This is a genomic window from Klebsiella sp. MBT K-1, assembly GCF_002556465.1.
Classification (GTDB): Bacteria; Pseudomonadota; Gammaproteobacteria; order Enterobacterales; family Enterobacteriaceae; genus Klebsiella; species Klebsiella grimontii.
The window spans coordinates 1-13,660 of sequence record NZ_PDEL01000032.1 but is presented as its reverse complement, the minus strand read 5'-3'; the positions used below and the strand labels follow the sequence as shown (position 1 = coordinate 13,660).

At 47.6% G+C, this 13,660-nt stretch carries 10 protein-coding genes and 4 pseudogenes; 2 read left to right on the top strand and 12 right to left on the bottom strand.

Annotated features, from left to right (window positions below; genetic code table 11):
* Together CMQ96_RS27960 and CMQ96_RS27955 are read right to left on the bottom strand one after the other, a co-directional pair.
* A pseudogene (locus tag CMQ96_RS27960) lies at nt 1-161 on the bottom strand (carbohydrate porin); the annotation flags it as partial.
* Between the two features lie 256 nt (nt 162-417).
* Nucleotides 418-609: a hypothetical protein gene (locus CMQ96_RS27955; RefSeq protein ID WP_133116571.1), complete on the bottom strand. Its 192-nt coding sequence runs from the start codon at nt 607-609 to the stop codon at nt 418-420.
* A gap of 439 nt (nt 610-1,048) precedes the next feature.
* Between CMQ96_RS27955 and CMQ96_RS27950 the strand changes: the two genes are divergently transcribed.
* Nucleotides 1,049-2,488 (top strand): MFS transporter, encoded by a 1,440-nt coding sequence (locus tag CMQ96_RS27950; protein ID WP_162685345.1) that lies wholly within the window; start codon nt 1,049-1,051, stop codon nt 2,486-2,488.
* A gap of 57 nt (nt 2,489-2,545) precedes the next feature.
* The gene (locus CMQ96_RS27945; RefSeq protein ID WP_098067618.1) at nt 2,546-4,225 is read left to right on the top strand and encodes a glycoside hydrolase family 43 protein; all 1,680 of its coding nucleotides are present in this window, start codon (nt 2,546-2,548) and stop codon (nt 4,223-4,225) included.
* 156 nt (nt 4,226-4,381) lie between these two features.
* Here the strand turns inward: CMQ96_RS27945 and CMQ96_RS27940 are convergent, their stop codons facing one another.
* The 10 genes and pseudogenes from CMQ96_RS27940 to CMQ96_RS28985 all read right to left on the bottom strand — a co-directional run.
* Nucleotides 4,382-5,722: a VasL domain-containing protein gene (locus tag CMQ96_RS27940; RefSeq protein WP_098067617.1), complete on the bottom strand. Its 1,341-nt coding sequence runs from the start codon at nt 5,720-5,722 to the stop codon at nt 4,382-4,384.
* A gap of 23 nt (nt 5,723-5,745) precedes the next feature.
* The gene (gene tssE, locus CMQ96_RS27935) at nt 5,746-6,195 is read right to left on the bottom strand and encodes a type VI secretion system baseplate subunit TssE (protein WP_064342550.1); all 450 of its coding nucleotides are present in this window, start codon (nt 6,193-6,195) and stop codon (nt 5,746-5,748) included.
* A 480-nt stretch (nt 6,196-6,675) separates the two neighbouring features.
* The gene (locus CMQ96_RS27930) at nt 6,676-6,990 is read right to left on the bottom strand and encodes a hypothetical protein (protein ID WP_224233026.1); all 315 of its coding nucleotides are present in this window, start codon (nt 6,988-6,990) and stop codon (nt 6,676-6,678) included.
* Between the two features lie 76 nt (nt 6,991-7,066).
* Nucleotides 7,067-8,050, bottom strand: a pseudogene (locus tag CMQ96_RS27925) (DUF6402 family protein).
* A gap of 4 nt (nt 8,051-8,054) precedes the next feature.
* A pseudogene (locus CMQ96_RS27920) lies at nt 8,055-8,726 on the bottom strand (DUF2345 domain-containing protein); the annotation flags it as partial.
* Between the two features lie 18 nt (nt 8,727-8,744).
* A pseudogene (gene tssJ, locus CMQ96_RS28745) lies at nt 8,745-8,990 on the bottom strand (type VI secretion system lipoprotein TssJ); the annotation flags it as partial.
* Between the two features lie 59 nt (nt 8,991-9,049).
* Nucleotides 9,050-9,406 carry a hypothetical protein gene (locus tag CMQ96_RS28990; protein WP_255257000.1) on the bottom strand — a complete coding sequence of 119 codons (357 nt, stop codon included), beginning with the start codon at nt 9,404-9,406 and terminating at the stop codon, nt 9,050-9,052.
* A gap of 24 nt (nt 9,407-9,430) precedes the next feature.
* Nucleotides 9,431-10,255 (bottom strand): T6SS immunity protein Tli4 family protein, encoded by an 825-nt coding sequence (locus tag CMQ96_RS27915; protein ID WP_255256999.1) that lies wholly within the window; start codon nt 10,253-10,255, stop codon nt 9,431-9,433.
* Nucleotides 10,252-12,687, bottom strand: a complete 2,436-nt coding sequence (locus tag CMQ96_RS27910) for a phospholipase D-like domain-containing protein (RefSeq protein ID WP_255256998.1) — start codon at nt 12,685-12,687, stop codon at nt 10,252-10,254. The genes CMQ96_RS27915 and CMQ96_RS27910 overlap by 4 nt, the downstream gene beginning before the upstream one ends.
* 1 nt (nt 12,688) lies before the next feature.
* A partial coding sequence (locus tag CMQ96_RS28985; protein ID WP_255256997.1) for a DUF2345 domain-containing protein occupies nt 12,689-13,660 on the bottom strand: 972 nt, incomplete at its 5' end.

Below are 13,660 nucleotides of genomic sequence, written 5' to 3'. Positions count from 1 at the left end.
GCGTCGATTTTCGCCTGGCGCTCGGCGAGGGCTTTATCGACGGCCTTCGCCACAATGGCGTCGATCTGTTCCTGCGTGAACTCTTGGGCTATTGCAGAGGTAAACGGGAAAAAGGCGGCGATAACCGCCACGGGTAATGGAAGTTTTTTTATCATTGTCAAAATTATCTCAATATAGGTTAATTTTATTCAGATAATAACAATCCCATTCTGGGTAGACAGAATATCTCGCTATCATAAGAACATTATTTTAATTTTATACATCTACAGAGGCTTTACGCTATTAGGGTTATCCGACCTCCTCGCGCGTTGTTTAATAATGAGCTGCCCCCGGATAAATTATCATTTTGGATAATTTACGGGCCAGCAGCGGTGGTATTGATTGCGCCGGGCATGCGCCATAATTAGCGTCGTTGTTTCAGCAACTGGCGACGCCCTCCGTACTCACGGCACCACCTTTTGCCTCCAGGCGGCGGATAGCATTGATGGCGCCAGCGACCTGCGCTATTGCCGTGAAAAACAGGAACGGCGCGGCGTTGGCCGCCACCCCGGCACCGTCGAGTGGATGAGTAAAACCGCTGGCTGCGCCCCGCTCAGCATAAGATTGCATGATGAACCCCATAATTTATAAAGCCAAAATTTAACAACTGTGACACATCCTCTATTCTCCCGGCCGGTTGCTCAATTACGTTATTTCACTCAGCGATTAAGAAAATGCTCAAATGTGAGCCATCTCGCAAATATTAGCGTCATTTACTCAACGCCTGGAGAACTATGTAAAGTACATTTTTTCGGGTGATGAAGAGAGAAACAATAAAATAAAAAATGATTTTTTCGCGCCCTGAATCTATCGGGATATAGCTGCTAAATCGTTAGTCAACAAGAGAGACAAGATAGTCTTGATGGGTATTTGCTTCGATGATCACAGAAGTAAAAAAACATAATAAATTAATTTAAAAACGTAATGGATTCTTCGAGATCATTTATGTCAGAAATTGTTACACATCCACACAACACACCGGAGTCTGCTCAGAATGAGTAAAAACATAATGCAAAGCCGCCATGACGAATATCATAAATTAACGCGCGGGGAACGTATTGGTTATGGAATGGGCGACTTCGCTCAAAACCTGGTTTTTGGCACAATAGGCGGCTTTCTGGCTCTTCACATGCTGACGGTAAATACCATCAGCACGGCAACGGCTGGGTTTATATTTCTTTTTGTCCGAATCATCAATGTCTTTTGGGATCCGATGGTCGGCACGTATGTTGACAAAAGAACGTCAAAAGCAGGTAAATACCGTCCCTGGCTGATAAGAGCCGGCGTGCCGCTGGTGATCCTTTCCGCGTTACTTTTTGCTCCCATTCCTGGCGTCCGAGGTTCAGTCCCTTTTGCTTTTATCGTCTATTTGGCTCTGGATTTAGTTTATTCGGTGGTGAATATTCCTTATGGTTCTCTTAACGCGTCCTTGACCCGGGATCCGGAATCGATTGATAAACTCACCAGTACCCGCATGATGCTGGCCAATAGCGCGAACCTTCTTGTCTATACCCTGTTCCCGATGTTTGTACAAATGGCCTCGCCAAAAGATCGTAGCCTTAAGGACACCGGTTTTTTTGGCATTGAGCTCAATCTGGGAAACTATACCGATCCATCAGCGAACTACGCCTGGTTCGGCGTTTACTCCGTTTATATGCTAATCGGCGCTGCGGCGCTTTTCATCTGCTATAAATTCACCAAAGAACGCGTTGTTGCGACGGCAGAACAGACTGCCAACGTCAAAACGACCGATCTGTTCCTTGAACTTAAACATAATCGTCCGCTGGTTATTCTCGGGCTGTTTTTCATGCTGGCGTTTACCTTCATGTTTTTCATGAACACGGTTAACGGCTTTTTCAATCAGTACGTTGTGGGTCATTCAGAGTGGATGGGGGCCGTCGGCCTTGTCGCCTCGATTCCGGGCATTGCCTTCCCTATTTTCTGGCCCAAACTCAAGAAAATTTTTGGTAAAAAAGGATTCTTCCACATTTTTCTGGCCATGTTTATTGTCGGTGAATTACTGACTTACGTCTGGTCACGGGAGGGTATGCATGATGCGCTTTGGCTTGCTTACATCGCGACCTTCATTAAACAGTGGGGCTTAACCTCGGCGACCGGCTTTATGTGGGCGCTGGTTCCCGAAGTCATCGCGTACGGCGAATTAAAATCTGGCAAACGGAATGCGGCGATCATTAACGCGATTATGGGGCTGTTTTTCAAGATTGGTTTTACTATCGGCGGCGCTATCCCGCTGTGGCTGCTGGCCGTCTATGGATTCAATGAAACCGGCGCCCAGCAAAGCGCCAGCGCTATCGACGGGATCATTATGACCGCGGTGTGGATCCCTATCGCGTTAGCCATTATATCGATGATCATCATTCAGGTTTATCCCATCTCTGACAAAAACGTTAACGATATCAACCGTCAGCTTGATGAGATACGCGTGTAGCTAAAAATTATAAATCCAGCCATTAAGTCACTTTTCATTTTAAAAAGGTGTAATGATATGTCTCTTATTCAAAACCCTATTTTACGTGGGTTTAATGCCGACCCCAGTATTATCCGCGTGAAGGATACCTACTATATCGCCAACTCGACGTTCGAGTGGTTCCCGGGCGTTCGTTTACATGAGTCAAAAGACCTGGAGCACTGGAATCTTCTCCCTTCGCCATTGTCAACAACCACCCTGCTGAATATGAAAGGCAATCCTTCATCAGGCGGGATTTGGGCACCGGCGCTCTCTTATGCGGATGGTCAATTTTGGTTGGTGTATACCGACGTCAAAGTCACCGAAGGCGCCTTTAAAGACATGACCAACTATCTGACCACCGCAACCGATATTCGCGGCCCATGGACGGATCCCATCAAGCTCAACGGCGTAGGTTTTGATGCTTCACTTTTCCATGACGATGATGGGCGTAAATATATCGTGCAGCAAACCTGGGATCATCGTGAGTATCGCCATCCCTTTGACGGCATCACCTTAACCGAACTGGATACCAGGACCCTAAAATTAAGACCAGAAACCGCGCGTACTATTTACCGCGGCACTGCCGTTGCGCTCGTTGAGGGCCCGCATCTGTATAAACTGAACGGCTATTATTATCTTTTTGCCGCCCAGGGCGGCACCGTATTTACGCACCAGGAAGTGGTTGCGCGTTCTAAAACCTTAGACGCCAACAGCTTTGAAACCGAGCCTGGTGAGGTCTTCTTAACCAACGTCGATACGCCAGACAGCTATATCCAAAAGCAAGGACACGGTGCCTTAGTTTCTACCCCAGGGGGGGAGTGGTACTACGCCTCGCTCTGCGCGCGTCCGTGGAATCGCCCGGGTGAGTCGGTCTACGATCCTCGCGGTTGGTCAACGCTGGGCAGAGAAACGGCTATTCAAAAGGTGTATTGGGATGAAGATGGCTGGCCGCGTATTGAAGGAGGCCATGGCGGGAAAACGTTTGTTGAGGGTCCAAAAGATGCCATTTATACCGAAAGCCCGGAAAACCATAGCCAGCACGACGACTTTACAACGGCGACGCTCGATCGCAACTGGAATACCCTGCGGGTGCCGTTCACAGAAAAAATGGGTACCACAGGCGATGGCAAGCTAACGTTAATTGGCCAGGGCTCTTTAGCGAATACCCACGACCTGTCGCTGATTGCCCGCCGCTGGCAGGCCTTCTATTTTGACGCGAAAGTTAAAGTCAAATTTAATCCATTTAACTACCAGCAAATGGCAGGATTAACAAACTACTATAACGATCGTCACTGGAGCTTTGTGTTCATTACCTGGAATGAAATTAACGGCAAGATCATTGAATTAGGTGAGAATAACCGCGGGAAATATACATCATATTTAAAAGATGACGCTATCAAGGTCCCGGACCATGTTGAAGAAGTCTGGTTCCGCACGAAGGTCAGGAAAGAAACGTATAGCTATGAATATAGCTTTGATGGGGTTGAATTCACTGAAATCCCCGTCAGGTTAGATGCCGCGATCCTTTCGGATGATTATGTTCTGCAAAGCTACGGCGGGTTCTTTACCGGGGCGTTTGTTGGCCTTGCGGCAGTCGACTACTCCGGTTATGACGCCAGCGCTGAGTTTTATCATTTCGATTACCAGGAGCTGGGCGATACGTTAATCGCCAGTGACGCTTACAGCTGGGAAGCCAGTGAGTTACGTGGTTATTAGATAGCCCTGACCGGGGATGTGAAATGAGGAACTGGCGCGACAGGCCGCGCCGGTTCCGGGTATTGCGGGGGGGTTCTGGCCGCAGAATGGATATCCCGGATACCTTTTCGTCGATTATCTGTGGAAAAGAATATCACGGTGGATGCGATCCCAGGGTTATTCCGCCGTTTTTTGTTTCAACGCGGCGTAGCGGGCAATCAGTTGCTGCAGGTGCTGTTCCGTCTGGCTCTGCTGCGCCGAAGTCCCTGGCTGATTGTGCGGCTGTTCTGACAGCTGCCTCAGCTGCTCTTCCGCCGGAACGGCCCGGCTGAACGACTGCGTTATGGCAAACACCGCCGACTTCAGCTCACTCACCGTGATATACCCCCCCTTCTGCTCATCCAGCGCGTTAAGCCGGTTCGTCAACTGCTGTAGCTGCGTCATTCCCTGGTGCCAGCCGTTGAGATTCTCCGCGGGAAGCGCGGCGGCGCTGACCTGCTGTTGCCATTGTCGCGCCAGCGGTTTCGCCTGTTCCGGCCATAATGTCAGCGCCTGCTGCGCCAGATGGTCGCCATAATCCAGCACCCAGTCCGGTTTTAGCTGTAAAAGCTGCGCCAGCCGCTGCTGCGTTTGTTTTATACCCGTCTCCGGCGTAGGGGTGTGTTGTCGCAGCGACCGTAGCTGCTCGGCAGAAAGCGCCGCGGGTAATGGGGTAAGCATGGCGGTAAACTGCCGCAGCGCCGTTTCGGACGGACGCATTGCCAGCCATCCTCCCGCCGCGGCTCCGGCCAGCGCTAGCATGGTCAGCATCCCGGCGGCAAAGGGTTTCCAGGGCTTCGCGGACGGCGGGAATGCCGTTACCGCGTCAGCTTCCGGCCGCGGTGCCGGCTCGGCGACATAGACCCATTTCATCTGCACGGTCGGTTCAGGGAGGCTGGCGCAGGAAGGTTCAGGCATAGCGGCGCCCGTTTGCAGCGCGGTCTCCTCTTTATTTTCGCTGTCTTCCAGCCGCACCGCCGTGTTGTGCATCAGGGTATACAGGGCGTCAAGCTGGCTGACATGTTTGAGTTCCAGGCGCTGCAGTACATCATCCAGCGCCGCCAGGTGCGCTTCGGCCTGGTAAAGCTGTCTCAGGTCTGTAGAGGTCAGCGGCAGAGTACGCATCGCCAGCTGCAGCCGTTTACTGAGCGAACTGAGTATTTTCATTCGCACCGCCGTCTGCTGCGGCCACACATTGCCCCACTGCCGGGAGACCAGCGCGACCAGGATCGTCAGCCCCTCATTCAGCCCGTTTAGCCCGGCCTGATGGGTTCGGGCAAGCGTATACCAGGCGGCAGTCTGCAGTTCCACGCCGTTGTGCTCAAACAGCGACAGGCAGAGTGTTTCCGCGTGCTGCCAGTTGACGTCCGGGCGCGCCGGATGGGTCAGTTTATTCATTTCATCGCGAAGGCGCGCGTAATCCGCAAGCGTGCGCGGGTCGCCGCCGGTTTTGAGGTGGCATTCAGGAGGAGTAGTCATGATGGTTTCAGCCAGAATAAAAACTAGAGGGAGGAACGGACTTCCAGGTACTGCTGCTGTTTCAGGTGGCGGATAAGCACCCTGCCCTCAGGCATAAATTCGGTGCCGTAGCGCACCAGCCCGATACCTTTCAGTTCCGCGTCAATGGCATAGCGCAGTTCGCCGGGAATATCCTGTTCGAGCAGAATCACGTCAATCTTCTGCAACCGTGGTTCATATTTGAGCAGTACAGCTGACAGGGTTCCCATCAGCTCATGGGCTGTACCCGGCATACCCTGGAGGATTTTGGTCATATCCGGCAAACCATAATCTGGTAGATGGGATACGGTACCGGCCCGGGCGTTCAAAATACGTTGGATGTTATCTAGTACTGATAGAATGACCTGATCTTCCTCATTTACAACGTCAAGAGAAAGGTCACCAGTGAAATTTCCAGTGAGAATTTCGTATAAAGATGGGGATTTTCTATCCATATTAAACTCTAGAGTTCGTACGCGAAGAATGGAAATATTTTTTATGAGTGATACGTACAAATAACTTATTATAACCCCCCCATAAGACCTACACGTAATGGATGTAAAGAAAACCACTCATAAAATAGATATGATATTGTAAGTGCAAAGATAGTTAAATTCACCCTTAATGGTGAAAGCAAAGTCAAGAGTAAAGTTGGGGCCGCGATAAACATAAAGAAGAACGATATGAATATCATCCCGACAGTTCGATGGGAAGAAACAATGAATGTCTGTTCATATACCCGTGATGCTAAAGAATACCCCCCATCATAACTATAATTGAAGATATAAATGCCAGTATGATTATGCTGTTCTTTCCAGATGCCATATTTCTTTAACTCCTTTTACTTGGTGTAAAGTATGTCATGTACCAGTCGTAACCCAAATGATGCACTACCAGGATGATGGTACATCCAAGGAAGGATATTATTAGTTTTGCTATGATTTTTTATTTTTTTTGCATTCAGGTAAAGTCCAGCCTGAAAACCCGCTGTCAGATGGGTAAAGAAAATCGATGCCTGACCATCCAGGTGCAACTAAATCAGAGAACTGATATTCCCAAAAATGCCAAGCTGAACTTTTTATTTTTTCTCCCGTTTTATCATAGACGACGAAAAATGATTGGTTGGAAAATAACCGCAACACTCTCCCGATACCACCATATAGTCGATAGTCAGGGATATAAGTAATCAGTTCGCATTTATTATCACGATTCCATATAGAATCTTTCTTTAATGCATTTTGATAAGCCATGATCTTAATCGCCATTAACAAAACGAAAAAGAAGAGAACTGATATCAACATGAAGCAGAATATTTTTTTTATAAATCTATGCATTAACATTTTCGTCTTTCCAGTAAATATATTCCTCCATATCTATCTTATTCAAATGAATAATAATGTTTGCAGGGATTTTTTTTCACCGTCGAGTATACGAAAAAATCTTCGGTTTTATTTTCGCTTTTATATTTTTCCCTGTATCTCACAAAAGATGAGTTAGTAACTCTAAAGTATCTACAGCCGTCTTCATCAAGATATTCTTTTTCCAATAATTCACTCATCACCCCAGGTTTGATGACACCCTTCTCCCCCCAATAACCTAACGGTTGATCATCACCATCATTCATAAACTCGTATGTATCCCTAACGTACAATCCAAGTTCTTTAATTTATAATCTCATGAAACCATCAGTATCTCTGGTGACAGTAAGATCTGTAAATGCAAGTTTGATTATAAAAGAACCAAGGGCACCATACACATCATCCAGGGTATCTGTTGCTTTTTCCCACAATGTACTACCAATTTTAATAAAGTTAAACTGACTTATTTTATCAAGCTCTATTGCTGACAGGTTGCCATAATTTAAATAACATTCCTTTATTTCGTTGTTAACAAAAAGACCTGATTCATCCAGCCTGTTAATTATGTAACAAAGGCCATTAGACAACTGCTGTGATATTTGTTTTTTCTCCCCAAGTAGTCATTATACTCAATAATATTCAAAACTTGCCTCACGAAATTATCGTAAATCGGTTTAATTCGTAACGAAGAAGTTAACAACCAATCAAAATCCAAATCTTCAATGACATGGCGTTTGTCCACAGTATTCATATCAACTTTATTTAGCTTCTCTTTGGATGTCATTTCGTAAAATGGGTCATTGAACCATTTTCGCATAAAACGTGCTGACACCGTCCAATCTTTTTCCTCCATCACATCTGGGATGTCAGTTATTTTGAAGATTTTAACCGGGACCGTTTGTTTGTTTTCATTTTCGCTTGTTAACTTTGATCTAATCTTTACATTGGACACAAAATCACCCTATAAATAATGAATTTTGTTCAAGAATATTTAATTCTACTTCAGCCTCATCAGGATGACTAACAAAACCTGTTAGGCCCTTCTCGCATGAAACGCCTTTAACGACAGAACCTGTAGGTGAGGTCAATTCATATCTAATATTTGATATTGGTTCTTGAATTCTATCATCAACAAGAATAAAACTCCTTCGAAAAACATCACCAGGCCCTGGTAAAAATGGGATTTCTGGAGTCTGAGAATTACTTCCCGCCGCCATAGTCCGCTTCACTTTGCGTATATACGACGCCGTCGTACCATACTCGACCTTTCCGGCCTCAAGTCGCAGATAGCTTCCGCCGCCGATCAGCGTGATACGCTTCTTCCCGGCAAAGGAGATATCACTCGCTGAGCTCAGCGTCAGCTTCTTCTCAGCAAACAACCGTAGACTGGCGTTCTGCGCCTGGACATCGATTGGCCCTTCCCCGAATTTCAGGCTCAGTAGACCGGTGCGGGCAAAGAGCCCCAGTTTCTCACCGGTGAGCAGTGTCGCATTGCCCATCACTCCAACACTGAAGTCTTCTCCGGCGTTAACCGCCAGGTTCCGGCTGGCTGCCAGCTGCATATCTTCACCGCTGGTCAGGGCCATGCCTTCCGGCGCCGAGAAAAGCACCGCTTCTGTGCGGGGTTTGTCCGGGTCGAGGTCGTCACGGGTCAGTACCAGGCGCCAGCGGTTGTCCTTCTGATCCGGCCGGTTAAACAGCCCCACCACCGCCACGAACTGAGCGTCTTCATCCATGGGCATATTGAGTGTCACGCTGCCTTTGGGCATCACCAGCAGCGATTTTGACGCCAGTACGTCGTCTTTAAGTACCGTATCGGCATTACGCAGCAGCGTCTGGTAATCGGCGGCATCAGCCGCTTTACGATCCCTGAGCTGATAAACCCACGTCATAAGAGTAGTACTGGGTGAAAATAAAGGAATAGAAAATTGCGGAGCTAATAATCAATGGATTACCTTCTCTTAATCGAACTGATAATATGTTCAGCCATTTTTTCTATTTCGTCCTTATCCATTGGCGGCTGATTTTTAAGCTGACGGCTGTCCTGCATAACATAGAGCAGTAAATCTGGTTCCAGGTTTCTGGCTTTATGATTGCCCTGCACATAAGCCGCATAGCCATAGTTAATATAATTCATCCGGTTACTCACATGACCTTTATAGTCATATACTGGAACATTTTTGTATGTGCCTTTAACAAAAGTTCCGGTCCCGTCACGACCATCTATCTTAATTGAGCGCCACTTTGGTTTTATCAGCTCTTTTGAAGTTGCTCCCGCTTGGAAATCCCAGCTCCACAGCCAGGCCATGTAATCCTTCTCATTCAGGTCGTCTTATTCTCCTGCCTGCGGATTCATCATCCCCAGGTCCTGGAAAAATATGGTCACATCTGGGTGATTTTTCAGACGGTAAGTGACGGCCATATTGCGTTTTTCATGTCCGGAATCCCCGGCGATAAAACCATAGGGTAAACAGAACCCCTGTTTTGCCGGAACTTCGTAGAGTTTGCGTGGCTGAAAACGTTTAAGCAATGAAAGCATCTCAGGTCTGCTTTTGTTCAGTTGCTCATCAAGTGATTGTACTTTATCTGCCTTTTTAAAAATAAACAGTCTGTTGCCATTGCTTACAAATAAAGAATAACCACCCGAATCAGTGGCTGAAAAAGCATTGTCGTAGTTATTGATACTGTACGCAAGTGATCTTTCAGCAATATCTTTTGGTAATACTGGAAGTTTCATTGATAATTTGTGGTTCCTTTTATCCCAGTAGTCCTGTATTCGATTGTCAGTACGCTCTTTAAATTCCTTTTCATATTTCAGCAAATCGATAGTCGATTTGTTTTCAGAGGATACTATAACGTCATAATCTGCATAATGGAATACTGAGAATTGTGCCTGAACTGTGTCACCATTACTCTGATATCGATTTTCACCGAAAGATATTTTTGGAAACAAATAACGCGATACCAACGTGTTTTTTTGCCGCGCTGGATTTGCGAGTGGGTCAATGATTAAATTCACGGGATATAAAGCCACCTCCAAGCCATCAGGCAACAGCAACTGATAATAACCAATGCACTCACCCTTCCATTCCTGTGCAATAATACAATCAGAATAAACAAGGCAACCAAGTATAACAAGTGGTGGTAGTCCCTTCATGCCTGATTTACCTCATTATTATCACCGGCACTGTTATCCGCTAACAGCTGTGTATCGTCAGCAGATACAGCATTGCTGGCAATGAGCCGCATATTATATCGAATCATGTTATTCTCTCCTTCGGTCCAGTATATAGGCAGAGCAGTGAAATAACCTTTAATTGCATGCAGGGAACCGTCGTTCTGAAATTTATAATTTCGCCAAAAAATCTCTGAGAAGGGCATGCTACTTCTTACAAAACTTTTAATCTTGTCACCCGTGTTCATTACAGGCCATATTGAGGCGGGTATTTCATTAGTTTTTGTGCTTTCGGTATCAGAAACAGAAGGTGTTATTTCAGCAGGATAGGGATTGCTGTCAATATAATTTTTCGGAATAAAATCAAACACTATTTCATAGGTCTCAGCATTTTTTTTCGCCAACATCTGAATCTTCTCCCAGCCTTTTTTCAGTGCCGGTTTATCCAGCACCTCTGCACACTCTCCCGCTGCACTGCCCAGCCATTTACGCCATGCATTTTGTCTCAGTTCACGCGCAAAATTTCGGGTCGGTGCAGCAATGCCTGTACCATCCAGGTCCGTATAACAGTGGGCTGTATCGGATATCAGCACCGCAAGTTCGGAGTCCCGGTCACCTTGCAGGCTGCGATCGTTGATATTAGCGCTACCGACCAGTACGTAGCGGTCGTCGACAATCATCAGTTTACTGTGGACGTATATTTGCTCTGTTACCGCCATACCGTTTAGTTCGGCGTAGTCGCGCAGATTAAGCAGCGTGATATAATAATCACATTCAGAAAAATCAATATTTTTGTATTGTTCATCACACTGTAGTTCTAGTTCCGGGATACGCAAATACCACTCTTTGCGCGGTACCGACTGTACCTCAAGCTGTTGTTTTACCCATAAGCTGCGGCGTATACGGTTAAGCAGACTGTGCGAACCAAAGACCAGCGACTGCCGGGTTAAATGGATTTGCGCCACAATGGTTGGGTCGTCCAGTCGGCCTTCCGGGTTAACCGGCAGCACAATATAAACGTGGAACGGTTGCTGCATTTGACTGAAGATGGCGCGTGTTATCCGGTCACCCAGCCATTCTGCCACCGGGTTTTGCGGTGTTTCATCATCAGGCAAGAGCCGGGTTGCCCAGGTATCAAATGACGGATTAATGCTATCCGCCACCGGGCTTAGCCCACTCCCGGCATTAATCGATGACTGCCCAAACGCCGAGACAAAGAACTGATTCTCAATATAAATATAGTGCTCCGCCTTGCTGATAAGCAGGTGGATACTGCGCAGGATATCATCCTGTTTGAGCCTGGCCTTTGGTGCGCTGTCCGGCATACGTTTATGTTCATCTTTACGCATGTCGAGTGAGGCACTGCGCAGCACCTGCACCTGGCAGCTGCCTTTTTTCTGTGGCGGTGCTGCCGGAACCTCCAGTTCAGGAACAGAGGTTTTCAGCGAATGATCCGGATAGGGGTGACTATAACTGTTCCAGCGAAACACAAAGTTACGCACCAGGTCATAAACCGCTGGCCCGTCAATTTGCATTTGGTAGTCCTGCCAGGGCATCCGGGGCTGGACCGTCGGGTCCAGACAGGTACTGTCCTTTGACGTGGCGGATGACTGCAAGTGCTGATGGTTGAGCACGTTATCGATAATGTGCTGTACACTGTCAGCCTGCCGACGCTCGGCTTTGTGCCGTTCATCCTGCTGGTTATCCCTCTGGAAACTCCCTGTCGGGATGACATATTCCTCCATGGGGTTATAACTGTTTTGCCGGGAAACAGGCGGGATACACGAATTGTACATATTCATGCCCTGTCGTCCGTCTGCATTTGCCTGCAAACCATAATGGTCATCATAGCGTCCATAGGCCAGGTCAATTCCGCCGACAAATGCCAGTTTTTCATCGACAATCACACATTTCTGATGATGCGAAAACATCATTCCGGATTTAGAGCCCGCACGCTGAACATAAAAAGCCTGCCTTCCGAGATGGGTATTCATCGCAGCAAATACCCGCTCTGTTGCCGCCGAATAGGTTTCTACCTGTGAGGGGTTATTCCACGGCATAATGTACACCTGCAGCTCTGGTGAAACCTTTACGGCTTCGAGTAATGCATCCACCAGGCGAACCCCTTCCGCTAATTGGGCATCCCAGTTAACCTGCCAGCCTGTGATGTAAATGCATTTTTGGGCCTGTTTAAAGGCAGTCAGTAACGCAGTAAAATAGGCTTTTCCCCCCAGGAAAGCCTGCACCGCATTACCTTCGGTATACTCGGCAAAGTTTTCTGATTGACGCTCCAGGCCACTGGTGTAATGTACCCAATGGTTGTGAGTTAACGTGGCTGTATAGCTCTTGTCGCTTTTGTCATCGAAATACACACTCCCCCGATTCATGCCATCATCAAGTTTTTGCACTGCCATCTTATTTTTCCTCCCTGAGTGAATCGAGTATTGCCCCGTTAATCTGTTGTTCATCCTGTATACATTGTTCCAACTTTTCTCCAGGTTGAATGTTGTCGGAGACCGAATTGAACATGCGATGGAATCCCATTGCATCCTGTGCGCAGAAGTCCTTTGCATCACTGCCTGTATCGGCAGGTATCATATTGAAATACAACCTGTGCGCGCGGTCACCAGCAACCATCCATAAACGGGACGAATACTGTGATGCCAGTTTTATCAGTTGCGCCTGTTGTGTTTCTGACTGGAGTACATTGCCAGCATCGTCCGTTTGTCCGTTCATAAGGACTTCATCGGTAGTAATGGCCTGCATGTAAGAGTCTGCCTCGACGATTTGCCACTGACGTACTGATTGTGCGAGTCCGTTTACTCCTGGCGCATCAGACAAACGGAGCACCGGCTTAAGGTTCTGACTGATCGGTTGAGAGGTGAATAAATCAACCAGTGGCATCACAGGCAGATTTAACGGCATACTCGCCGCCCCCGCCGCCATAGTCCGCTTCACTTTGCGCATATACGTCGCCGTCGTACCATATTCAACCTTTCCGGCCTCAAGTCGCAGATAGCTTCCGCCGCCGATCAGCGTGATACGTTTTTTCCCGGCAAAGGAGATGTCACTCGCTGAGCTCAGCGTCAGTTTCTTCTCCGCAAACAACCGCATACTGGCGTTTTGCGCCTGGACATCTATTGGCCCTTCCCCGGATTTCAGGCTCAACTGACCGGTGCGGGCAAAGAGTCCCAGTTTCTCACCGGTGAGCAGAGTCAGATTGCCCATTGTTCCGACGCTGATATCGCCCCCGGCGTTGATAGCCACATTTCGTGCTGCGGCCATCTGCATATCTTCCCCGCTGGTCAGAGCCATGCCTTCCGGGGCCGAGAAAAGCACCGCTTCATTGAGCGGTTTCAGCCGCTGCTCAAACATCTGTATCTGGCT

Coding starts and splice junctions, on each gene's coding strand:
- CMQ96_RS27945 (WP_098067618.1), top strand. CDS start 2,546: ATGTCTCTTATTCAAAACCCTATTTTACGTGGGTTTAATGCCGACCCC.
- CMQ96_RS27910 (WP_255256998.1), bottom strand. CDS start 12,687: ATGGCAGTGCAAAAACTTGATGATGGCATGAATCGGGGGAGTGTGTAT.
- CMQ96_RS27950 (WP_162685345.1), top strand. CDS start 1,049: ATGCAAAGCCGCCATGACGAATATCATAAATTAACGCGCGGGGAACGT.
- CMQ96_RS27940 (WP_098067617.1), bottom strand. CDS start 5,722: ATGACTACTCCTCCTGAATGCCACCTCAAAACCGGCGGCGACCCGCGC.
- CMQ96_RS27915 (WP_255256999.1), bottom strand. CDS start 10,255: ATGAAGGGACTACCACCACTTGTTATACTTGGTTGCCTTGTTTATTCT.
- CMQ96_RS27930 (WP_224233026.1), bottom strand. CDS start 6,990: ATGGCTTATCAAAATGCATTAAAGAAAGATTCTATATGGAATCGTGAT.
- tssE (WP_064342550.1), bottom strand. CDS start 6,195: ATGGATAGAAAATCCCCATCTTTATACGAAATTCTCACTGGAAATTTC.
- CMQ96_RS27955 (WP_133116571.1), bottom strand. CDS start 609: ATGCAATCTTATGCTGAGCGGGGCGCAGCCAGCGGTTTTACTCATCCA.
- CMQ96_RS28990 (WP_255257000.1), bottom strand. CDS start 9,406: ATGGCCTGGCTGTGGAGCTGGGATTTCCAAGCGGGAGCAACTTCAAAA.